This is a genomic window from Paraburkholderia sp. FT54 (genome assembly GCF_031585635.1).
GTDB lineage: Bacteria > Pseudomonadota > Gammaproteobacteria > Burkholderiales > Burkholderiaceae > Paraburkholderia.
Genome location: NZ_CP134195.1, coordinates 3,255,841 through 3,277,088 on the forward strand (window position 1 = coordinate 3,255,841; position 21,248 = coordinate 3,277,088).

Consider the following 21,248-nt stretch of genomic DNA (forward strand, 5'->3'; position numbering starts at 1 on the left):
TCTTTGCCGGCCGCAAAGAGAAGTAAGCAAGAGAAAGCGGCTCAAACCGCTAATTCTTAAGCGGGTCCCCCGCGCAGTCGCGGTAGTGGTACATCTGGAATCTGCGCTCTCGCACATTCCACGCCGGTGACAAGGCGCTCATTCTTCCCGCCTCGCGCTTCGCGCTCGTCGGAGCGGTTCACTCAAAACCATTGGGCTTTTCTGGGTGCGGCGGGGATCGTCGGCTTCGCCTCGGCGAGTTCCACCGGTCATTAAGCGTGGTCGCAACGAGAAGCGTTAGCGGAGAATCAGCCCACGTTCGCCGCCAGCGCTGACGTCGCGCAGCAGGAACCTCGAACACGTACGGCGCATACGTTGCGCCTTTCGCCACATTTGCGGCCCGAGTTTCGCGTTCAGAGCTGCGAGCTGCGAGCTGCGAGCTGCAGTCAGTGTGCCGTCGCAGTGCGACGCGCGATCGTTTTGAATCGCATCTGCCCGTCCTTCATCACCTTCGTCGCGCCTGTACGTTCACGACTCTCCGCCGCCATCTTCGCCGCCTTCGCCAGAAGGTCTGCCGCGTGGCGCGCAGTCATGCGACTTTGGGCGATACCCTTCGCATCGAGTGCGATGACCTGGTACAACTCGCGGTCATTCTCGACTTCGCGGTGGTAGTCCTCGACGGTGTCGACCAGTACCTCCAGCAATCTCCGCTGTCGGTGTCTTTCTTCTCGCGTCATAGCCGGATTCCTAACTATCGAAGCCGCAAGTGTGACCAATTTATCCAGTTGACTTAATTGCCGCTCAACCAGTCCGAAGGCAGAGAGAGCAAGTCTTTCGTATTGAGTTGCGTCAACGGGTGGGCGCGACGTGGTGCGTGAATGCCTAGCGGATTTACTCATGGCGCGATCTCCCTGAAACGTATTCGATCGCCCACACACGCGATTACGCAGTGGTGAGCGGGCACAGTGACAAGGTTGACAGACTGGCCCAAACCAAACCAGCAGACCCAAAGGTCTCCCCATCACGGCCCGCCCATTGCAAGAGGACGTGCAGAAACAGACGCACATGCTTGCCCGGGCAAGCGTGCGGGTTTGGGTTTGCAGGCTGTCAAGCCTGACCGTCCTTGAGCGACGGCGAATTAAGTTTAGAGCGGATCGCTTCGCGAGTGATCACCCGCGCGAGCTAAAACTCGCGCACCACCACCATTTCCGAAATTTCCCAGCCACGCCAGCGCATGAAGTACCACAACGCGGAAGAAACGTAGAGAGGAAAACGAAGCGATTGGTTGAAGAACGACCGCGACGGCGCGCGCAGCGCCGCCGGAAGAATGACGGCCTTGTCACCAGGGCGGAATGTGCAAGAGCGCAGATTCCAGATGTACCACTACCGCGACTGCGCGGGGGCCCCACTTAAGAATTAGCGGTGTGAGCCGCTTTCTCTTGCTTACTTCTCTTTGCGGCCGGCAAAGAGAAGTAAGTGCCGCCCCGCACAGGGGCAACACTAATAGACCACTAACAAATGAAAAAAAGCCAACACCCTACGCAAACAACCAACAACCGCAGAGCAAAAAAACCCAGAAACCTCAAGCCGCGACCAACAACCCATCCTTAGAGCGGACCACCTCGACCTGCCGCGCAGCAAAAGCCTCGCCGATCATAAGCAAACTAGGCTGCGAAGCATCGACCCACTTTTGCGCATCGCCAGCGGCCAACTCTTCAAGAGTAAGAGAAAGCATGCGCTCCCGCGCGGTAGAACAAGCCTCAACAATAGCCACGGGCGTGGCCACACTGCGCCCAGCGTCAATCAACTGCTGCGCGATCTCAACCCCGCTATCCCTGCCCATATAAAACACGAGCGAATCCGCATTAACCTGCTCGCGAATTTCATCAGACCCAGGCGCCCGACTAAAAGTAGCCAGCGCCACACTGCGCGACACACCCCGCAGCGTCAGCGACCGCTTCAACGAAGCCGCACTCGCCAGCGCAGCAGTAATCCCAGGCACAACCTCATATTCGATGCCAGCAGCCTCAAGCGCCCGCATCTCCTCATCAGCGCGCCCGAACAACATCGGATCGCCACCTTTAAGGCGCACCACCACCTCATGCTCCAAAGCAGCATCCACAATCTGCTTATTGATGAATTGCTGCGCGGTGGACAGTTGCCCGCAACGCTTCCCAACAGCAATCCGCCGCGCATGCGAAGGCGCATAGTCCAGCATAGCCGGCTCGACCAGCGCATCATGCAACACCACATCCGCAGTGCCGAGCAACCGCGCGCCACGCACCGTAATCAGGTCCGCAGCACCCGGCCCTGCGCCGATCAGATAAACCTTACCCATTTGCGTAAACCTGTCCGTTAGGTCGCCAGCACGACGCAGTGCGTGCCACGCGCTTAAGCCGAAAACGCCCGAATCATCCCCGCCGCAACGGTATGATGCGTCGCCTCATCGATCAGCACGAACGCACCCGTGCCCTGATGCGAGTCGTACACGTCGCACACCAGCGGCTTCTGCAACGTCAACGCCACGCGGCCGATATCGTTCATCGTCAGATCCTTGCGATCGGTCGCCTGCGACAGCGTATGCACGTCGAGCACTTCCCGGATCGCACCGATGCGCGCGAACACCGTATTGGTGGTCTGCTTCAACAGATACTTGCGTTGCGTCGACAGCGGCGTGTCATCGAACCAGCACAGGTCGGCTTCCAGCTTCTTCGCCGGTTCCGGCGCCGCTTCACGCAGCACGAAAGTGTCGCCGCGCGACACGTCCACATCTTCCGCGAGACGGATCGTCACCGTTTGACCCGCGAACGCACGGTCCACCGCAGCCGTGCCGCCCGGCACCGGCGCAATGATCTCGGCAACCGTCGCTTCACGATTGGCCGGCAACACGACGATCGTATCGCCGAGCTTCACTTCGCCCGCTTCGACACGGCCCATATAGCCACGGAAATCGTCGGCCTGGCTGCCGTCCTGACGCGCCACCCACTGCACCGGGAAACGCAGCGCCTGACCGGTCGGCACTTCGACCGGCAACGCTTCGAGCAGGTCCAGCAGCGGCTCGCCCGCATACCACGGCATGCTTTCGCTCGCCGTCACGATATTGTCGCCCTTGAGCGCCGAAACCGGCACGAAGCGCACATCGTTCAGGCCGAGTTGACGCGCGAGTTCGACATACGCGTCGCGAATTTCGTTGAAGCGCTGCTCGCTGTAATCGACCAGGTCCATCTTGTTGATCGCGACGATCGCGTGCTGCAAACCCAGCAGCTTGACGATCGCGCTATGACGCTTGGTTTGCGGCAGCAGTTGCGCCACGCCATCGACGAACGTCACACGCGTCGCGTCGACCAGAATAATCGCCGCGTGCGCGGTCGACGCGCCCGTCACCATATTGCGCGTGTACTGCTCGTGGCCCGGCGTATCGGCGATGATGAACTTGCGCTTCGCCGTAGCGAAGTAACGGTACGCGACATCGATCGTGATGCCTTGCTCGCGTTCGGCTTCGAGGCCATCCGTCAGCAGCGACAGATCGATCTCGTCGCCGACGGTACGCTTATTCTTTGCGCGCGACAGTGCCGAGAGTTGATCTGAAAGCACAGCCTTGCTGTCGTACAGCAGGCGGCCGATCAACGTGCTCTTGCCATCGTCGACGCTGCCCGCGGTAATGAAACGCAGCACGCCGAGGTCTTCTGGTTGGTGAATACCGCTCATGATTGCTTTGCCCTCGTCCGTGTGCTTAGAAATAACCTTGCTTCTTACGCTGTTCCATCGCGGCTTCGGAGACCTGGTCGTCCATCCGAGTCGCGCCGCGTTCCGTGATTTCGGTCACGGCCGTTTCGGCAATGATCTTCTCGAGATCGTCCGCGTCGCTTTCCACCGGGCACGTGCAGCTAATGTCGCCGACAGTACGGAAGCGCACCTGCGCGGTTTCGCTGACTTCGCCTTCACGCATCGGCGTGAGCGGCGTAACCGGCACGAGCAGGCCATTGCGGCGCACGATCTCGCGTTGATGCGCGTAGTAGATCGACGGCAGTTCGAGCTGCTCGCGAGCGATGTACTGCCACACGTCGAGTTCGGTCCAGTTCGAAATCGGGAACACGCGCAAATGTTCGCCGTTATGCAGACGCGCGTTATACAGGCTCCACAATTCCGGGCGCTGCGCCTTCGGATCCCACTGGCCGAATTCGTCGCGGAACGAAAAGATCCGCTCTTTCGCACGGGCCTTTTCTTCGTCGCGGCGCGCGCCGCCGATCAGCGCGGTGTAGCCGTACTGTTCGATGGTTTCGAGCAGCGTCACGGCTTGCGCGGCGTTGCGCGAATCCAGTTCACGACGCAGACGCACCGTGCCGCGCTTGATCGAATCTTCGACGTGACCGACCACGAGTTCAGCGCCGATCTCTTTCGCGCGACGATCGCGGAAGTCGATCACTTCTTCGTAGTTGTGACCGGTGTCGATATGCACGAGGGGGAACGGCAACACGGTCTTGCGATTCGCGCCGATACCGAAGGCCTTCAACGCGAGGTGCAGAACCACGACCGAATCCTTGCCGCCCGAAAACAGCAGCGCGGGCTTGCTGCATTCAGCGACCAGTTCGCGCAGGATGTGGATCGACTCGGCTTCGAGCCAGTCGAGGTGATCCATGCGGTTTGCCGTGTTGGCGAGCGGTGCGTTCACAGTGGAATCGAGCGTGGTGCTCATGTTTGGGTCCTTCGTTGGTTCGCGTCGCAAGCGGTTGTTCGCGTCGCGGAGGTATTCAAATCGGTATGTGCGGCGTTCGGGCCAAAAACCAAGGCCCGTTCACTCAACCTTCAGGCCTGGGCGTTTGCGCCGCGGTCGACCGCGATCGGCGTAATCGTGGTGATGTGCAGTCCGCATTCCTTCGTATCGCGCGACTCCCACCACCAGCGCCCTGCCCGGCTATCTTCACCGGGGCGCACGGCGCGCGTACAAGGCTCGCAGCCGATGCTCGGATAGCCGCGCGCATGCAGCGGATTGACGGGCACGTCGAACGCTTTCAGGTAGGCCCACACTTCGGCCTCGGTCCAGTCGGTCAGCGGATTGAACTTGGCGATATTGCGTGCGGCGTCGTGCTCTTCCGCGTGCAGTTCGGCGCGCGTCACCGATTGCTCGCGGCGCTGGCCCGTGACCCATGCGCTGACATCCGACAGCGCGCGGTTCAACGGCTCGACCTTGCGGATTTCGCAGCAGCGCTTGCGCAGATCGACGCTTTCATAGAACGCGTTCAGACCGTGCGAGCCGACGTATTCCTCGACTGCGGCAGCTTGCGGATGAAACTGTTCGATGTCGTAACCGTAGCGCTCTTTCACGCGGTCGAGCATGCCCAGCGTTTCCGCATGCAAACGGCCGGTGTTCAGCGAGAAAATGCCGATCTTCACGCCACGCGAGAGGATCGCGTGCGTGAGCAGCATGTCTTCCGCTGCGAGGCTGCTGGCGAGTTTCACGTTCTCGTGACGCGCGGCGATCGAGTCGAGCAGCGCATCGAGGCTCTCGACTTTCGCAGCGAGTTCCGGCGTGAGCGATTGTGTGGCGCTCATGCCGAAGCCTTCGCCAGTTCGCCCGCTTCACGGCGACGGAACAGCGGCGACGAATTCACCGCGCCTTGATAGTTGAGGCTGAATTCATCGAAGGCTTTGAGCGCATCGTCGAAATCTTTATCGGCGCGCAAGGCGTAAGCGTCGAAGCCGCAACGGAACATGAACGTCAGTTGATCGCGCAGCACGTCGCCGATCGCGCGCAGTTCGCCCTTGTAGCCATAGCGCTCGCGCAGCAAACGGCCGATGCTATAGCCACGGCCATCGCGGAACACCGGAAAGTCCACGCCGATCAGCGCGATCTTGTCGAAGTCGGCGACGATATCCGCCGGTTCGCTATCCGGCGCGAGCCACACGCCGATTTCAGCGGCACTGCGCGAAGCAATCAACGCATCGCGTTCAGCCTGCCACAACGCGAGCGGCACCAGCACCTTGCCTGCGGGCAATTCGTTCACCGCGGGTAGCGTGCCGTCTTCCGCCGGGCGCACGACCGTCCAGTCATCGTTGACGATCGCGCGGTTCTTGATGATAGAAGCCATCTGTTCAGTATCCTTTTCGCGGTTACGCGTGAGCCGGTTGACGCGAGGCGTACACGCGTTCCTTGAACGGGGTGATGCCGATGCGGTTGTACGTTTCGATGAAGCGCTCGCCTTCGTGACGGTTTTCCACGAACGTGTCGATCACTTTGCTCATCACGTCCGGCATTTCTTCCGCCGAGAACGACGGGCCGATCACGCGGCCCAGGTGCGCGCCGGTGGCGCCCGTTCCCTGCTCGCCGCCGAGCGTCACCTGATACCACTCCGAGCCGTCCTTATCGACGCCCAGAATGCCGATGTTGCCGACGTGGTGGTGACCGCACGCGTTGATACAGCCCGAGATGTTCAGCGACACGTCGCCGAGGTCGTACACGTAGTCCAGATCGTTGAAGCGTTCCTGAATGGCCAGCGCGATCGGAATCGACTTGGCATTCGCGAGCGAGCAGAAATCGCCGCCCGGGCACGCGATGATGTCGGTCAGCAAGCCGATATTCGGCGTCGCGAAACCTTGCGCCTTGGCCTTTTCCCACAGCGCGAACAGGTCGCGCTTCTTCACATTGGCGAGAATCAGGTTCTGTTCGTGCGACACGCGGATTTCGCCGAGCGAGTACTCGTCGGCCCAATCGGCGACCGCTTCCATCTGCGTATCCGTCGCATCGCCGGGGGCGATCGTGGTCGGCTTCAAAGACAAGGTGACCGACGAATAGCCCGACACCTTGTGCGGACGCACGTTACGCTCGACCCAACGGGCGAACGCCCGGTTTTCCAGCAGATGCTTTTCGAACGAAGCGTCCGTATCGGCGAGCTTTTCATACACCGGTGGCTGGAAGTACTGCGACACGCGATCCACTTCGGCTTGCGTGAGCGTCGAAGGACCGTCCTTCAGGTGTTGCCATTCTTCTTCGACTTGCGCCGAGAATTTCTCCGGGCTCAACGCCTTCACGAGAATCTTGATGCGCGCCTTGTACATGTTGTCGCGGCGGCCGTAGCGGTTGTACACGCGCAGAACGGCTTCGCAGTACGTCAGCAGATGTCGCCACGGCAAATCCTTGCGGATGATCGCGCCGATGATCGGCGTACGGCCCATGCCGCCGCCGGCCAAAATGTCGGCCACCAGTTCGCCCTGCTCGTTCTTCCTCAAATACACGCCCATGTCGTGAACCTGCACGGCAGCGCGGTCTTCCTTCGAACCCGACACGGCGATCTTGAACTTGCGCGGCAGCCACGCGAATTCCGGGTGGAACGTCGACCATTGGCGCAAAATTTCGGCCCACGGACGCGGATCGACGACTTCATCCGGCGCCACGCCGGCGAACTGGTCGGCGGTGATGTTGCGGATGCAGTTGCCCGAGGTCTGAATGCCGTGCATCTGCACCGCGGCGAGCTTGCGCAGGATTTCCGGCGTTTCTTCGAGCTTGATCCAGTTGTACTGGATGTTCGAGCGCGTCGAGAAATGCCCGTAGCCGCGGTCGTGTTCACGCGCGATCTGCGCGAGCACGCGCATCTGGTCGCTGCGCAGGTTGCCGTACGGAATCGCGATGCGATGCATGTACGCGTGGCGCTGGTAGTACAGGCCATTCTGCAGGCGCAGCGGACGAAACTCCTCTTCGCTCAATTCGCCCGACAAGCGGCGGCGAACCTGATCGGCGTACTGCGCGACCCGTTCATCGACGATGGTCTGGTCGTACTGATCGTATTGGTACATTCGGGGACCCCAATTTTTTGCAAGTGATACGCAGCAATCCGGTTTTGCCGCGCCCTGGATACCTTCCTTTGTCACTACCCGCAGATGAACGTTTAGACCCATCGCTCATTTGCTTATGACAAATACAGATATCCATATTGAAAAAGATGGACAGATCGTAATAAACTCGCCTTATATTTCAAACGACTAAAAAATTCTTTTGATATGCGGAGAGGTTATATATGAACCTGCACCAATTCCGCTTTGTGCGCGAGGCTGTGCGGCAGAATTTCAACCTCACGGACGCGGCCAAGGCGCTGTTTACAAGCCAGCCGGGCGTTTCCAAGGCGATCATCGAGCTGGAAGACGAGCTGGGCGTGGAAATCTTCACACGACACGGCAAGCGCGTGCGCTCGCTAACCGAGCCGGGACGCATCATTTTGCAGTCGGTCGAGAAGATCCTGCAGGAAGTGGAGAGCCTGAAGCGGGTCGGTAAAGATTACGCGGCGCAGGATCAGGGCAATCTGGTGATAGCTGCCACCCATACGCAGGCGCGCTACTCGCTGCCGGCCGCCATCGCCGAATTCAAGAAGCGTTTCCCCAAAGTTCACCTTTCGATTCTGCAAGGCAGTCCGACTCAGGTCGCCGAAATGGTCCTACACGACCAGGCCGACCTCTGCATTGCCACCGAAGCGATCTCCAACTATAAGGAACTGGTCTCGCTGCCCTGCTTCCAGTGGCACCACGTCGCGGTGATGCAGCCGGATCATCCGCTGCTCGACCGCAAACTTTTGTCGCTGGATGATCTGACCCAGTATCCGCTGATCACCTACGACAACGCGTTCGCTGGCCGCACCAAGATCAACGAGGCGTTCCGCCTGCGCGGGCTGCATCCGGACATCGTGCTGGAGGCGATCGACGCCGACGTGATCAAGACCTATGTGGAGCTGGGCCTCGGCGTCGGCATCATGGCGGATATCGCGTTCAATGCCGAGCGCGACCGCCATTTACGCGCCATGCCGGTCGGCCACCTGTTCGGCAGCAATGTGACGCGGGTCGCGCTGAAACAGGGCGCGTATCTGCGCAGCTATGTGTATACGCTCGTCGAGCTGCTGTCGCCGAGCATGAATCGCAAGCTGATCGAACAGGCGCTCAAGGGCGAACACGAATCCTACGAACTTTGACATCAACAGCCTTCCCGCTACGGAGACCCCCTCGATGACGTCGTATAAGAAAAAATTCAACGGCCTCGCCGCCGCTTTCGGTTTTGGCGCGCTCCTGCTCGCCACCGCTGCACACGCCGACATCAAGGTCGGCATCGATCTGTCGAGCACCGGCCCCGCGGCCGTGATCGGCATCACCAGCAAGAACGCGATGCTGATGTGGCCCGCCACGATCGCCGGCCAGAAAGCCGACTACATCTTCCTCGACGACGCCTCCGACCCGGGCGCCGCCGTGCGCAACATCCGCAAGCTGATCAATGAGGACCACGTGGATGTGATCGTCGGCCCGAACATTACGCCGGCGGCCATGGCCGCGCTCGATCCGGTCGCCGAAAGCCAGACGCCGATGATCACGCTGATCGGCTCGGCGAGCGTGGTCGAGCCGCAGGAAGGCAAGAAGGTGTGGGCCTACAAGATGGCGCAGACCGACAGCGCGATGGCCGACGTGATGACGCGCTACATGTCGAACCACAACGTGAAGACGGTGGGCTTCATCGGTTTCGCGGACGGCTATGGCGAAAGCTGGCTCAACGAGTTCAGCAAGTTCGCGGCGCTGCGCCACATCCAGTTGGTCGCCACCGAACGCTATAACCGCACCGACGCGAGCGTCACCGGTCAGATTCTGAAGCTGATGGCGGCTAAGCCGGACGCGATCCTGATCGCCGGGGCCGGCACTGTGACCGTGCTGCCGCAACGCACGCTGATCGAGCGCGGCTTCAAAGGCCCGATCTACCAGACGCACGGCATCGCCACGCCGGAGTTCATCAAGCTGGGCGGCAAGGACGTGGAAGGCACGCTGTTCCCGACCCAGCCGGTGGTGGTGGCGCGCACGCTGCCGGGAGATCATCCGGCGAAGAAGGCGGCGCTCGCCTTTACGAACGAATATGAAGCGAAGTACGGCGCGGGCAGCGTGACGCAGTTCGCGGGCGATGCGGCGGGCGTGTACCCGCGTTTGCAGGACGCGGTGGCCCGCGCGTTGAAGACGGCGCAGCCGGGCACGCCCGCGTTCCGCACCGCGCTGCGTGATGAGTTGGAGCACGCGCATGAGCTGGTCGTGCCGAACGGCGTGGTCAACACGAGCCCGAAGGACCACGTGGGTCTGGATCAGCGCGCGAGCGTGATGGGCACTATCAGGAATGGCAAGTTCGTTTATCTGAGTCAGTAAGCGCGGCATGTGCTGCGCGATTATCCAATGCACGCATAACCGGGCTTTTTGAGCCGGGCGAGTCGCATCCAGGTCATTGAGCGCGCCCTCGCGCACCCACGCGAACGGCGCGCTCAATCGGCGAAATTGTTAAAGTAGCAGTCTCTACTCGCTCAGCAGTCCCCCATCATGCGCACCACCCGAGCCATCCACGCCGTCGAGCGGTTGAAAACCCGCAGCGGCAATCCGCAGTTCGCCGCGATCAGCCTGTCCGGCGGCCTGTTTTATCTCGTCGACAGATCGAGCGGTACGGATAAAAAAGTCTCCGACCCGCTGACGCTCGACGACTTCGTCAAATTCGTCGACGCATTCGGTCCGCCGAAGCCACGCAAGGCAAGCAAGCTGGACATCGCGTTCGAAGAGCAGATCAAGAAGAGCAAGGGCAACTGAGCGGAGCGGCGAACGCCACGCTTCCAGCCGCCACATGAACCGCCTCAAGCGCTACGCGCAATCTCCCGCCACTGCCCATCCGCCGCGCTACTCGCGAGCATGGCGTCGATAAAACGCAGCCCCGCCACGCCGTCTTCCACCGTCGTGAGCAACAGGCTCTCGGCGGGCAACCCACGACCCGCGTCCAATGCTTCGATCTGCAACGCCGCGTCTTTATACAACTGCGCGAACGCCTCCAGATAACCTTCAGGATGTCCCGCCGGCACGCGCGTCGCGTGGGCCGCGAGCGCGCTCTTCACGCGCCCGCGTGTCAGGCGCTCAGCCGCACCGCCCAATGGCGTGAACCACAGTTCATTGGGATGCTCCTGATCGAACGCGAGGCCGGCCTTCGTCCCATACACCCGCAAACGCAAGGCATTTTCCGCGCCGCTCGCCACCTGGCTCGCCCATAGCATGCCGCGCGCACCGTTCGGATAGCGCAGCATCGCCTGCACGTGATCGTCGATGCGGCGCCCCGGCACGAAGGTATGCACTTCCGCCGCGAGCGCGTGCGGTGTCATGCCCGTGACGAACGCGGCAAGATGATACGCATGCGTGCCGATGTCGCCGAGACATCCCGCCGGCCCCGCCAACGCAGGATCCGTGCGCCAACCCGCCTGCTTGTTCGTGCCGCTCGTTTCGATCGGTTCCGCCAGCCAGTCCTGCGCGTATTCGACCTGCACGACGCGTATTTCGCCCAACTCGCCGCTTTCGATCAACTCGCGGGCATGACGCACCAGCGGATAGCCGGAATACGTATGCGTCAGCGCAAACAGCTTGTTCTTCTCGCGAGCCAGTTTCGCCAGCGCCTCGCCTTCCGCCAGCGAAATCGCCAGCGGCTTGTCGCACACGATATGAATACCCGCTTCGAGAAACGCCGTCGCCACCGGCGCGTGCAGATGATTCGGCGTGACGATCGCCACCGCGTCGATGCCGTCGTCGCGCGCGGCTTCGGCGCGCGCCATCTCGCGCCAGTCGGCATAGCTGCGCGCGATTCCCGCCTCCGCTGCGCTCGCCTGCGCTCGCTGCGGATCGGACGACAGCGCCCCCGCCACCAGTTCGAACCGATCGTCGAGCCGCGCCGCGATCCGATGCACCGCGCCGATGAACGCGCCCTGTCCGCCGCCGACCATCCCCAGCCTGAGCCTTCGTTGTGGCATTGCCCTCACTCCTTTGCTTGTTGCTCGCCGTCAAATGCCGAGTACGCGCTTTAGCTGCGCAGCGTCCACGCCACTGCCGGCGAAATCGTCGAATGCATGCTCGGCCACGCGAATGACGTGCCGGCGAATGAACTCCGCGCCTTCACGCGCGCCGTCGTGCGGATGCTTCAGCGCGCACTCCCATTCGAGCACGGCCCAGCCGGGGAAATCGTATTGCGCCATCTTCGAGAAGATCGCGCCGAAATCGATCTGCCCGTCGCCGAGTGATCTGAAGCGCCCCGCCCGCTCGACCCAGCCGCTATAGCCGCCGTACACGCCCTGCTTGCCGTTCGGACGAAACTCCGCATCCTTCACATGAAACGCCTTGATGCGCTCGTGATAGATATCGATGAACGCAAGGTAGTCGAGCTGCTGCAAAACGAAATGGCTCGGGTCGTACAGAATGTTGGCGCGCGCATGCTGCTTCACCGCGTCGAGAAAACGCTCGAAGGTCACGCCGTCGTGCAGATCCTCGCCCGGATGCAGTTCGTAGCACACGTCGACACCGGCCGCGTCGAACGCATCGAGAATCGGCGTCCAGCGGCGCGCGAGTTCGTCGAACGCGGCTTCGACCAACCCTGCCGGACGCTGCGGCCACGGGTACAGATACGGCCACGCCAGCGCGCCGGAAAACGACACGTGCGTGTTCAGTCCCAAACGCTGCGAAGCCCTCGCCGCCAGCTTCATCTGCTCGATCGCCCACTGCGTGCGCGCGGCCGGATCGCCTCGCACCCGCGGCGCGGCAAAGCCGTCGAACAATGCGTCATAAGCCGGATGCACGGCGACGAGTTGCCCTTGCAGATGCGTCGAGAGTTCAGTGATCGTCACGCCCGCGTTGTCCGCGGTCTCGCGCAATTCGTCGCAATACGTCTGACTCGCCGCCGCCTGTTCGAGATCGATCAAGCGGCTGTCGCACGGCACCTGAATGCCCTTGAAGCCGAGACTCGCGGCCCACTCGGCAAGATGCGCGAGGTTGTCGAACGGCACCTCGTCGCCCATGAACTGGGCGAGAAAAATCGCCGGCCCTTGGATGGTTTTCATCGTACGGCTCCTCGAACGAGGGCGCGCTAGCCGTGCCGCTGCGGCAGAAAACCCGGCGGCGCGCCCTGGATGCTCAGGTCAGAACGGCGAGTCCGGGAAATAGAACTGCTGCGCGTTTTCCTTGGTAATCAGCACCGACGGAATGATCGTGGTGGCCGGCAGCTTGTCGCCTTTCAGGCGCGCTTCGGCGGTGAGCTTGATGGCGTCGTAGATGAACTTCGGCGAGTACGACACGTCGGCCTTGATCATCGGCGCGCTGTCCATCACGTTCTTCACCATGCCTTTCGAGCCCGCGCCGCCGAACACGATCTTGATGTCGGTGCGCTTGGCCTGCTCGATCGCCTTGATCACGCCGACGGCCATGTCGTCGTCCGCGGCCCAGACGGCGTCGATGTGCTTGAAGCGCGTCAGGTAGTCCTGCATGACCTTGAAGGCGTCGTCGCGATTCCAGTTCGCGTACTTGGCGTCCAGAATCTTGATGTTCGGATACGCCTTCAGCACACCGGTAAACGCGGTCCAGCGTTCGTTGTCGAGCGTTGTCGGAATGCCTCGCAGCGCGACGATGTCGCCCTTGCCGTCGAGCGCTTTCGCCAGGTACTCGGCGGGAATCTTGCCGAACGCGGTGTTGTCACCGGCAACGTAGGCATCCTGCGCGCTGGTGTCGGTCAGGCCGCGATCCACCACCGTCACGTACACGCCTTTCTTCTTTACCTGCGCGACCGGCTGCGTGAGCGAGGCTGATTCGAACGGGAAGATCACGAGCGCGTTGATCTTGTTGACCGTCACGAGATCCTGCAACTGGTTCGCCTGTTCAGGCGCGCCGGCCGCGGTCTTCACGATCACTTTCAGATCGGGATGCGCCTTCTCCAGATCGCTCTTGGCCTTGTTCGCCCACCACACGATGCCGCCCGTGAAGCCGTGGTCGGCCGTCGGAATCGCAACGCCCAACGTGACCTTTTCGTCGGCGCGCGCAATGTTCGCCGTGCCCAGTATCCCCAACGCCAGCATGCCGGCGCCGACCGCTCGAATGACCTGCTTCATGGTGTTGTCTCCTTTTGTGAGGCGTTTGTGCGCCCCGATTTTCAACTCGCCGTAATTGCAAATATGACGCGCAGTTTGAAGCGCCACCGCTACCGCCGTCCACGTTGTACGAACGCGACGAAGATAATCACCACGCCCTGCACCGCCGCGTTCAGATACACGCTGATGATGCTGGTCAGATTCAGAATGTTCGCGATCACCGACAGCAGAATCGCGCCGATCACCGTGCCGATCACGCGGCCTTCGCCGCCCTTGAGCGCGGTGCCGCCGACCACCACCGAAGCGATCGCTTCGAGCTCCCACAGCAAACCGGTTGTGGGCGTGGCCGAGCCGAGCCGCGGCACGTACAGCACGGTGGCGACGCCCACGCAAATGCCGAGCAACATGTACGTGACGATCTTCACGGTATCGACGCGAATCGCCGCATAACGCGCGACCTGTTCGTTCGAACCGATCGCCTGCACGTGGCGGCCGAACGCGGTGCGGTTCAGAATCAACGCGCCACCTGCCGCGACGACCAGAAACACCCAGATCGGCACCGGCACGCCGAAGAGGCTCGCGTAGTACACAGGGCCATATAGATCGGACAACGAGTTATCCAAAGTCAGCGCGCCGCCATCGGCGAGCCAGGTGAGCACCGCGCGAAAGATGCCCAACGTGCCGAGCGTGACGATGAACGGCTCGATGCGTCCTTTGGTGATCAGCAAGCCGTGCGCGCAGCCGAACAAACTGCCGAGCACCAGCGCGAACGCGATGCCGAGCGTGAGAATCATCAGCGGCGGGAACGCGTGTCCGGCGACGCCCGCGGCGAGTCCGTTCATCAGCCAGATCATGCTGCCCGCGATCAGTGCCGCCATCGAGCCGACCGACAGATCGATGCCGCCGGAAATGATCACGAAGGTCATGCCGACCGCGATGATGCCGATGAACGACGTGCGCGTGAGCACGTTCATCATGTTGTCGAGAGTGGCGAAATCGCGGTTGAGCAGCGTGCCGACGATGCACAGCACGATCAGTCCGGCGAGCGGCCCGAGCGCATACAGTCGATGCGCGAAGCGCAACGCGCGGCCGGATTGCACGGCTTCAGTGGGTGCCGGTCGCATGGGCGATCAACTCCTCTTCGGTCAGATGCTCGAGCGTGAGCGTGGCTTGCAGACGTCCCGCGCGCATCACGGCGACGCGGTGGCACAGTCCGATCAGCTCGATCAGTTCGGATGAAATGACGATCACCGCGCGGCCCTGCGCGGCGAGACGATGAATCAGAAAATAGATGTCGCGTTTCGCGCCGACATCGACGCCGCGCGTCGGCTCGTCGAGCACAATCACGTTCGGGTCGGGCTGCAGGAATTTGGCGAGCGCGAGCTTCTGCTGATTGCCGCCGGACAGCATGCGCGCGCGGCTCGACAGGTCGCCCGTGCGGATGCCGAAGTCGCTCACGGCTTGGGTTAGCGCTGCGCGCCCCGCTTTCATGTCGAGCAGCGGATGCGCGTAACGTTCGAGCGTCATCAACGTGACGTTGTCCTGCAGGCTCAGGTTCACGTGCAGGCCTTTGCCCTTGCGATCCTCGCTGAGATACGTGATGCCGTGGCGCATCGCGTCGCGCGGGCTTTTCAGATCGGCGGGACGGCCTGCGACTTCGATGCGGCCCGCCGTGCGTTTGCGCAGGCCGATGATCGCTTCGAACGCTTCGGTGCGGCCCGCGCCCACCAGCCCGGCGAAACCGAGCACTTCGCCGGCGCGCACGTCGAAGCTCAGGTCTTCCACCCAATCCGGCACGGCGAGACCCTCTACCTTCAACGCGAGCGGCGCGTCGACGGACACGGTGATCTTGTCGGGAAACATGTCCGACAGCTCGCGCCCGACCATCAGGTTCGCCATCTGCTGCCGCGCGAGTCCCGAGGTTTCGCCGCGCGCGACGAAGCGGCCGTCGCGCATCACGATCACTTCGTCGGTGATGCGCTCCACTTCGTCCAGCTTGTGCGAGATGTAGATGATGGTCACGCCGTCGGCCTTGAGCTTCGCCATCAGCGTGAAGAGACGCTCGGTCTCGGACGGCGTGAGCGTCGCCGTGGGTTCGTCCATGATGAGCAGCCGCGCGCGGCGCGACAACGCCTTGGCGATCTCCACCATCTGCTTTTCCGCGACGATCAATTCGCGCACCTTCGTGTCCGGCGCTTTTTCCAGGCCGACCTGCGCGAGAAAACGCGCGGCTTCGGTGCGCATGGCGGCGTCGTCGACGAACCAGCCGCGCTTCTTTTCATGACCGAGATACATGTTTTGCGCGATCGTCAGATGTTCGGCGAGATTGAATTCCTGGTGGATCAGCACGATGCCTTGTGCTTCGGCGTCGCGCGAACCGATGAACTGGTGCGCGCGGCCATCGACCAGCAGGGTGCCCGAGGTCGCGGTTTCGTAGCCGGCGAGAATCTTCATCAGCGTGGATTTGCCCGCGCCGTTCTCGCCGAGCAAACCGTAGATGCGCCCCGGCGCCAACTCGAAGCTCACGCCGTGCAACACGCGCACGGGCCCGAAGTCTTTGCGGATGTCGTCGAAACGGATCGCGAGACTCATGATTCACGCGCTCCCGCGAATCACGAGCCGATGCGGCAGCAGCACGCCCGGCACGTTCGCCAACGGATTGGCGAGCCGCTGCAGCAGCAGACGCGCGGCGGTTTCGCCCAACTCGCGCATGGGCTGCGCGATGGTGGTGAGCGGCGGATCGATCTGCGCGGCGAGCGAGATGTCGTCAAAGCCGACCACCGCGATGTCGTCCGGCACGCGCTTGCCGACACTGCGCAAGCCGTGGATCACGCCGATGGCCAGCGTATCGGAGACCGCGAAGATCGCACTCGGCGCCTGCGGCTGATTCATCAGCGTGGCCGCCGCCGACGCTCCCGCTCCATAGTCGAGGCTGTTCAGGTTCATGCGCCAGCGTTCGTCCGGCGTGATGCCCGCTTCTGTGAGCGCGTCCAGATAGCCCTGCTGACGCTGCCGCGCGTAGAGGTAAGCGACGTCGGAATTGATGAGGCCAATGCGCCGGTGGCCGCGCGCGAGCAGATGCCTGACGGCGTCGCCCGCGGCCCGGTAGTTGTCGATGCCCACGTACGGCACGCCCACCGCCGGATCGAACTCGCAGCACGCGACCCACGGCAGCGCGCTGGACGCCTCGCCGAGCGCCTGCTGGATGGTGGCCGGGTCCAGACAGATCGCGCCGTCCGCGCGGCGGCGCCGCAGCAGATCGAAGTAGCTGCGTTCGCGGCCCGGATCGGCGCCGGTGTCGCACAGCAGCATGAAGTAGCCGTGCTGGCGCGCCACGCTGTCGATGCCGCGCACGATTTCCGCGTAAAAGGGGTTGCCCACGTCGGGGACCATGGTCAGCAGCAGGCGGCTCTCGGCGGTGCGCAGGTTGCGCGCGAGTTCGTTGACGCGGTAGCCGCTCGCGTCGATGGCGGCCAGCACCTTGTCGCGCGTGGCGGGCCGCACGTTCTCGTGGCCGTTCAGCACGCGCGACACCGTGGCCACCGAGACACCCGCCTGCCTGGCCACGCCGGCAATCGAGATGCCTTCGGCCGCGCCGCGCAATGGCTGGCCCACGGGCTGGGGATGCGCCGCGGACGCCGCTGTCGGAGCCTCGGTGGACGACGGTCTGGACACGTGAACCCGCCTCGAGAATGTAATCGATTACATTTTTGAGCGATGGACGCGGGAAGCGCAAGGACTGATCGCTAGGGATTAACACGGGGGCTCGCGGCGCCGCGCTCCCGCTGAAGACGGCCGCCGCCCTGCCCGCGAGGGCGCGGATCGGCACTGTCATTTGGTACAATCCCGCAGTTACCCTGATGGGCCTTGCGCGCTGAGTCGTGCTGCGAGGCCGGTGCTCAGTGGCACGTAGCAAACTCCGCAAAACTCGCCAAACCCTACAGCCGAATCCACCATGAACATCGAGCAAGCGCGTTTCAACATGATCGAACAGCAGATCCGCCCCTGGGAAGTGCTCGACCAGGACGTGCTGAATCTGCTCTCGATCGTCAAGCGTGAAAACTTCGTCCCCGCCGTGTATCGCGAGCTGGCCTTCGTCGACTTCGAAGTGCCGCTGCCGGCTGGCCAGCACATGCTGGCGCCGCGCGTCGAAGCGCGCGTGCTGCAGGAACTGGCGGTGAAGAAGCACGAAAGCGTGCTCGAAATCGGCGCGGGCTCGGGTTACATGGCCGCGTTGCTCGCGCACCGCGCGCAGCACGTGTTGACGGTCGACATCGAACCGGAACTGGCGGAACTGGCCAAAAACAACCTGATCGCCAACGGCGTGCTGAATGCCGAAGTCGCCACCGGCGACGCCGCGCGCGGCTGGGCCGGCGCCGCGCCGTACGACGTGATCTGCGTGTCGGGCGGCCTGCCGGTGCTGCCGCAGGAAATGCTCGACCATCTGAAAATCGGCGGCCGTCTGGCGGCGTTCGTCGGCACCGCGCCGGTCATGAAGGCACAGATCATCACGCGTATCGACGAGAAGCAATACCGCATTGCCGACGTCTTCGAAACGTATGTCGAGCCGCTCATCAACGCCGTGCAGCCGTCGCGTTTCAAGTTCTGATCTGCACGATTCACACGCTCCACAAGTCGATCCGGACGGCGGGCACACCCGCCGTCCTCTGAACCGGATGTTCTGCTGATGCAAAATCTGACCGCTCCGGCACTCGCCGAATGGCTCGCCGATACGTCGCGTCCCGCGCCCGTGCTGCTCGACGTGCGCGAGCCGTGGGAAATCCAGACGGCGTCGATCGCCGGCGCCGTGTCGATTCCAATGCGAGAGATTCCCGCCCGCAGCGAAGAACTCGACGACGACGCGCAAATCGTCTGCGTCTGCCATCACGGCGCGCGCAGCGCCCAGGTCGCGATGTTCCTCGAGTCGCGCGGCCATACCAACGTCTTCAATCTGCAAGGCGGGATCGACGCATGGTCGCGCCAGGTTGATCCGTCGGTTCCGACTTACTGATCGTTCGGCCGCAATGACGCGCCAACAGGCGCGGGTGCTCGCGGCCGTTCTGGGGCCTGGCCTGACGCTTCACAGGCTGTCTATGCAGGCCGTCGGCTTCTCCCAGCTCTAAGACCAAGCGCTCTTCAACGACGCGCAACGCGCGCCTCTTTGTCGGCGGCGCCACGCTAAGTCACGTGCGTCAGACACTCGTGCCGGAGGACCAGGCCGCCGCCGATCTCGACACAGCGCGGCGCTGCCAGCGCAGCAAGCGATTCTCGGCGTGGTGAGCATGCAGCGCGCACCTATACGCGCTGCAGACCGCGGAGCGATCCGCGCGTACGTCGCTCGAATCGAATCTGCTGGGCGGCCTCGGCCGCGCCGCCGCGCTTCGCACCGCACCGGACTACGCCAACGGCCAGCTTTCGTTGCGCCACTTCACGCATCCGCTTCCGAAATTTCATACGGTTTCCTGAGCACCACACAGGCACCATGCTCCCGACCTTTTTGAGGAGCCATGTGATGAGACTTTCGAAGATCGCGATGCTAGCCGCAACCTTGTTGCCGCTCTCGTCGCATGCAACCTTGGGCGGTGCGCCGTCCACAAGCGCATCGTCGCCGGCCCTGCTGCGCGCCACGCCACAATCCGCCGTCGCGACACCCGCGGCTCAACCGGCGAACGCGGTGCCTTACTCCATGCGCCAGTCGATCGACGCCAACGCCGTCACCATCCGCGAATACGTGCTGCCCGAGAACATCGTGTTCGCGGTCAAGTGGAGCGGACCGATCCGTCCGGACATGACGGCGTTGCTCGGCAGCTACTTTCCCAACTTCGTCAGCGCCGGGCAAAGCCACGCGAGCGGCACGGGCCCGCTCATCGACGGCAACGACGACTTCCGCATCGAGTCGGCCGGCCGCCTGGGGCGTTTTAGCGGCATGGCATGGCTGCCTCGCCTGATGCCCGCCGGCGTGCGTCCGGGCGATCTGAAATAAGAACGACGTCGAGCCATGAAAAAACAGAACATGAACACACTGAAGAAGACGCTATGGGTCGTCGCAGCCTTCGCGGGGCTCGCTCTCTGCGCGTGCGGTGGCGGCGGAAGTTCGAGTGGCAACCAGGGCAGCAACTCCATGGGATGGGACGCCAAGCCCGACTGGACCCCGGCGCCAACCGGCTCTGGCGGTTCCGGTAGCACGAACAGTTCATCCACTCCGGCCACCGGCGACAATGCGGTGGCGGTTCACGTCGATACATCGACGGGCAACATCAACCGCCTTCTCGCGTCGATCAAGGTTTGCGTGCCGGGTACCCAGGCCGCGCCCCAGTGCGTGACCGTCGACAACATGCTGGTGGACACCGGCTCGACCGGCGTGCGCATTTCAGCCCGCGCGATACCCACGCTGGCTCCTCTGCTGCTCACCCAGGCCGGCGCAGTGGACGACAAGGTCGGCTCGGCGCCGATTGCCGAATGCGCACCGTTCGCGTCGGGCTATACCTGGGGTTCGGTCAAGCGCGCCGATATCACGATCGGCAGTAAGACGGCGAGCAATATTCCGATCCAGGTGGTTTCCGATGGCGCGTTCCCCACGCCGGACGACTGTATTGCGCACAATGGCCACGATCTGGGCAGGTCCTTTGACATGACGGGAGTCAGCGGCATTCTCGGCATCGACAACTTCACAGGCGACTCCCTCGATGCCTTGACCAAGGCGGTGCCCGGCCTTTACTACTATTGCCCGTCGCAAAACAGTTGCGTCAACACGCGCATGCTGGCGAGCAAAGAGGTCGCGAATCCTGTGGCCGCATTCGCCACGGACAACAACGGCATGGTCATCCGTCTGCCGGCTGTGCCCGCCACGGGTCAGGCAAGCGTGACGGGCCAGTTGGTGTTCGGCGTCGGCACGCAGCAGAACAATGCGTTGCCGGCGAATGCAACTGTCATTGCCCTCGACAAATACGGTGCGTTCACGACGCAGTACAAGGGGCAGGTGTTCAATCAAAGTGCGATTGATAGCGGCACCCTTAGCTACGCGTTCCCGGATAGCTTGATTCCAGTTTCCACTGACGGCTTGTACACGCCGACGAGCACGCTGAATCTGACCGCGACGATCGAGCCGAACAACGGAACAAGCGCGCCGCTTCAGATGCCGTTTTCGATCGACAACGCCAACACTCTGATGGCAAGCGGAAATGCCGCGTTCATCAACATCGGCCAGTACTTTTCGAATAGTGACAACAACATGTTCCTGTGGGGACTGCCGTTCTTCTATGGCCGCGATATCTATAACGTGATTGGCAATGCCAAGGTCGGCAAACTGACAGGACCGTTCGTCGCGTTTTGACGACTGGCCACGTGGCCGACGCGGGAGGCGCTGCCTGATGGCAGCGTCTC

Annotated in this window: 20 protein-coding genes; 7 read left to right on the forward strand and 13 right to left on the reverse strand. The window is 62.6% G+C overall.

Going from position 1 to position 21,248, the window contains the following annotated elements; genetic code table 11:
• Positions 1-425: 425 nt before the first annotated feature.
• From RI103_RS15130 to RI103_RS15160, 7 genes are all read right to left on the reverse strand, one after another.
• Positions 426-878 carry a hypothetical protein gene (locus RI103_RS15130; protein ID WP_310812753.1) on the reverse strand — a complete coding sequence of 151 codons (453 nt, stop codon included), beginning with the start codon at positions 876-878 and terminating at the stop codon, positions 426-428.
• Between the two features lie 683 nt (positions 879-1,561).
• On the reverse strand, positions 1,562-2,317 hold the full coding sequence (gene cobA / locus RI103_RS15135) for a uroporphyrinogen-III C-methyltransferase (protein ID WP_310812754.1): 756 nt from the start codon (positions 2,315-2,317) through the stop codon (positions 1,562-1,564).
• Positions 2,318-2,370: 53 nt separating this feature from the next.
• Positions 2,371-3,687 (reverse strand): GTP-binding protein, encoded by a 1,317-nt coding sequence (locus tag RI103_RS15140; RefSeq protein ID WP_310812755.1) that lies wholly within the window; start codon positions 3,685-3,687, stop codon positions 2,371-2,373.
• Positions 3,688-3,712: 25 nt separating this feature from the next.
• Complete coding sequence (gene cysD, locus RI103_RS15145; RefSeq protein ID WP_310812756.1) at positions 3,713-4,675, reverse strand: sulfate adenylyltransferase subunit CysD; 963 nt, start codon at positions 4,673-4,675, stop codon at positions 3,713-3,715.
• 110 nt (positions 4,676-4,785) lie between these two features.
• Complete coding sequence (locus tag RI103_RS15150; RefSeq protein WP_310812757.1) at positions 4,786-5,532, reverse strand: phosphoadenylyl-sulfate reductase; 747 nt, start codon at positions 5,530-5,532, stop codon at positions 4,786-4,788.
• Positions 5,529-6,068 carry a DUF934 domain-containing protein gene (locus RI103_RS15155; protein WP_310812758.1) on the reverse strand — a complete coding sequence of 180 codons (540 nt, stop codon included), beginning with the start codon at positions 6,066-6,068 and terminating at the stop codon, positions 5,529-5,531. The genes RI103_RS15150 and RI103_RS15155 overlap by 4 nt, the downstream gene beginning before the upstream one ends.
• A 22-nt stretch (positions 6,069-6,090) precedes the next feature.
• Positions 6,091-7,770, reverse strand: a complete 1,680-nt coding sequence (locus tag RI103_RS15160) for a nitrite/sulfite reductase (RefSeq protein WP_310812759.1) — start codon at positions 7,768-7,770, stop codon at positions 6,091-6,093.
• Between the two features lie 221 nt (positions 7,771-7,991).
• Between RI103_RS15160 and RI103_RS15165 the strand changes: the two genes are divergently transcribed.
• The 3 genes from RI103_RS15165 (at position 7,992) to RI103_RS15175 (ending at position 10,566) form a co-directional block, all read left to right on the forward strand.
• Complete coding sequence (locus RI103_RS15165) at positions 7,992-8,933, forward strand: CysB family HTH-type transcriptional regulator (protein WP_310812760.1); 942 nt, start codon at positions 7,992-7,994, stop codon at positions 8,931-8,933.
• 34 nt (positions 8,934-8,967) lie between these two features.
• Positions 8,968-10,137: an ABC transporter substrate-binding protein gene (locus RI103_RS15170; protein WP_310812761.1), complete on the forward strand. Its 1,170-nt coding sequence runs from the start codon at positions 8,968-8,970 to the stop codon at positions 10,135-10,137.
• A 168-nt stretch (positions 10,138-10,305) separates the two neighbouring features.
• Entirely contained in the window at positions 10,306-10,566 is a 261-nt protein-coding gene (locus RI103_RS15175) for a hypothetical protein (protein ID WP_310812762.1), read from the forward strand.
• A gap of 44 nt (positions 10,567-10,610) precedes the next feature.
• Here the strand turns inward: RI103_RS15175 and RI103_RS15180 are convergent, their stop codons facing one another.
• The 6 genes from RI103_RS15180 to RI103_RS15205 form a co-directional block, all read right to left on the reverse strand.
• The gene (locus tag RI103_RS15180; protein WP_310812763.1) at positions 10,611-11,765 is read right to left on the reverse strand and encodes a Gfo/Idh/MocA family oxidoreductase; all 1,155 of its coding nucleotides are present in this window, start codon (positions 11,763-11,765) and stop codon (positions 10,611-10,613) included.
• A gap of 30 nt (positions 11,766-11,795) precedes the next feature.
• A complete protein-coding gene (locus RI103_RS15185; RefSeq protein ID WP_310812764.1) occupies positions 11,796-12,845 on the reverse strand; it encodes a sugar phosphate isomerase/epimerase family protein in 1,050 nt (349 codons plus the stop codon).
• A gap of 78 nt (positions 12,846-12,923) precedes the next feature.
• Positions 12,924-13,886, reverse strand: a complete 963-nt coding sequence (locus RI103_RS15190; protein ID WP_310812765.1) for a substrate-binding domain-containing protein — start codon at positions 13,884-13,886, stop codon at positions 12,924-12,926.
• A gap of 89 nt (positions 13,887-13,975) precedes the next feature.
• The gene (locus tag RI103_RS15195) at positions 13,976-14,989 is read right to left on the reverse strand and encodes an ABC transporter permease (RefSeq protein ID WP_310812766.1); all 1,014 of its coding nucleotides are present in this window, start codon (positions 14,987-14,989) and stop codon (positions 13,976-13,978) included.
• Positions 14,970-16,457 (reverse strand): sugar ABC transporter ATP-binding protein, encoded by a 1,488-nt coding sequence (locus RI103_RS15200; RefSeq protein WP_310812767.1) that lies wholly within the window; start codon positions 16,455-16,457, stop codon positions 14,970-14,972. Before RI103_RS15200 ends, RI103_RS15195 begins: the two co-directional genes overlap by 20 nt.
• A 3-nt stretch (positions 16,458-16,460) precedes the next feature.
• Entirely contained in the window at positions 16,461-17,540 is a 1,080-nt protein-coding gene (locus tag RI103_RS15205) for a LacI family DNA-binding transcriptional regulator (protein WP_310812768.1), read from the reverse strand.
• A 280-nt stretch (positions 17,541-17,820) separates the two neighbouring features.
• Between RI103_RS15205 and RI103_RS15210 the strand changes: the two genes are divergently transcribed.
• The 4 genes from RI103_RS15210 (at position 17,821) to RI103_RS15225 (ending at position 21,198) form a co-directional block, all read left to right on the forward strand.
• A complete protein-coding gene (locus tag RI103_RS15210; RefSeq protein WP_310812769.1) occupies positions 17,821-18,474 on the forward strand; it encodes a protein-L-isoaspartate O-methyltransferase in 654 nt (217 codons plus the stop codon).
• A 78-nt stretch (positions 18,475-18,552) separates the two neighbouring features.
• Positions 18,553-18,876 carry a rhodanese-like domain-containing protein gene (locus RI103_RS15215; protein ID WP_091796474.1) on the forward strand — a complete coding sequence of 108 codons (324 nt, stop codon included), beginning with the start codon at positions 18,553-18,555 and terminating at the stop codon, positions 18,874-18,876.
• A 501-nt stretch (positions 18,877-19,377) separates the two neighbouring features.
• Positions 19,378-19,848 carry a DUF2844 domain-containing protein gene (locus tag RI103_RS15220; protein WP_310812770.1) on the forward strand — a complete coding sequence of 157 codons (471 nt, stop codon included), beginning with the start codon at positions 19,378-19,380 and terminating at the stop codon, positions 19,846-19,848.
• Positions 19,849-19,863: 15 nt separating this feature from the next.
• Complete coding sequence (locus RI103_RS15225; protein ID WP_310812771.1) at positions 19,864-21,198, forward strand: DUF3443 domain-containing protein; 1,335 nt, start codon at positions 19,864-19,866, stop codon at positions 21,196-21,198.
• Positions 21,199-21,248: the final 50 nt, after the last annotated feature.

What these genes read in the sequence shown, in the direction of transcription:
- RI103_RS15130 (WP_310812753.1), bottom strand. Translation starts at nt 878, where the DNA reads ATGAGTAAATCCGCTAGGCATTCACGCACCACGTCGCGCCCACCCGTT.
- cobA (WP_310812754.1), bottom strand. Translation starts at nt 2,317, where the DNA reads ATGGGTAAGGTTTATCTGATCGGCGCAGGGCCGGGTGCTGCGGACCTG.
- RI103_RS15140 (WP_310812755.1), bottom strand. Translation starts at nt 3,687, where the DNA reads ATGAGCGGTATTCACCAACCAGAAGACCTCGGCGTGCTGCGTTTCATT.
- cysD (WP_310812756.1), bottom strand. Translation starts at nt 4,675, where the DNA reads ATGAGCACCACGCTCGATTCCACTGTGAACGCACCGCTCGCCAACACG.
- RI103_RS15150 (WP_310812757.1), bottom strand. Translation starts at nt 5,532, where the DNA reads ATGAGCGCCACACAATCGCTCACGCCGGAACTCGCTGCGAAAGTCGAG.
- RI103_RS15155 (WP_310812758.1), bottom strand. Translation starts at nt 6,068, where the DNA reads ATGGCTTCTATCATCAAGAACCGCGCGATCGTCAACGATGACTGGACG.
- RI103_RS15160 (WP_310812759.1), bottom strand. Translation starts at nt 7,770, where the DNA reads ATGTACCAATACGATCAGTACGACCAGACCATCGTCGATGAACGGGTC.
- RI103_RS15165 (WP_310812760.1), top strand. Translation starts at nt 7,992, where the DNA reads ATGAACCTGCACCAATTCCGCTTTGTGCGCGAGGCTGTGCGGCAGAAT.
- RI103_RS15170 (WP_310812761.1), top strand. Translation starts at nt 8,968, where the DNA reads ATGACGTCGTATAAGAAAAAATTCAACGGCCTCGCCGCCGCTTTCGGT.
- RI103_RS15175 (WP_310812762.1), top strand. Translation starts at nt 10,306, where the DNA reads ATGCGCACCACCCGAGCCATCCACGCCGTCGAGCGGTTGAAAACCCGC.
- RI103_RS15180 (WP_310812763.1), bottom strand. Translation starts at nt 11,765, where the DNA reads ATGCCACAACGAAGGCTCAGGCTGGGGATGGTCGGCGGCGGACAGGGC.
- RI103_RS15185 (WP_310812764.1), bottom strand. Translation starts at nt 12,845, where the DNA reads ATGAAAACCATCCAAGGGCCGGCGATTTTTCTCGCCCAGTTCATGGGC.
- RI103_RS15190 (WP_310812765.1), bottom strand. Translation starts at nt 13,886, where the DNA reads ATGAAGCAGGTCATTCGAGCGGTCGGCGCCGGCATGCTGGCGTTGGGG.
- RI103_RS15195 (WP_310812766.1), bottom strand. Translation starts at nt 14,989, where the DNA reads ATGCGACCGGCACCCACTGAAGCCGTGCAATCCGGCCGCGCGTTGCGC.
- RI103_RS15200 (WP_310812767.1), bottom strand. Translation starts at nt 16,457, where the DNA reads ATGAGTCTCGCGATCCGTTTCGACGACATCCGCAAAGACTTCGGGCCC.
- RI103_RS15210 (WP_310812769.1), top strand. Translation starts at nt 17,821, where the DNA reads ATGAACATCGAGCAAGCGCGTTTCAACATGATCGAACAGCAGATCCGC.
- RI103_RS15215 (WP_091796474.1), top strand. Translation starts at nt 18,553, where the DNA reads ATGCAAAATCTGACCGCTCCGGCACTCGCCGAATGGCTCGCCGATACG.
- RI103_RS15220 (WP_310812770.1), top strand. Translation starts at nt 19,378, where the DNA reads ATGAGACTTTCGAAGATCGCGATGCTAGCCGCAACCTTGTTGCCGCTC.
- RI103_RS15225 (WP_310812771.1), top strand. Translation starts at nt 19,864, where the DNA reads ATGAAAAAACAGAACATGAACACACTGAAGAAGACGCTATGGGTCGTC.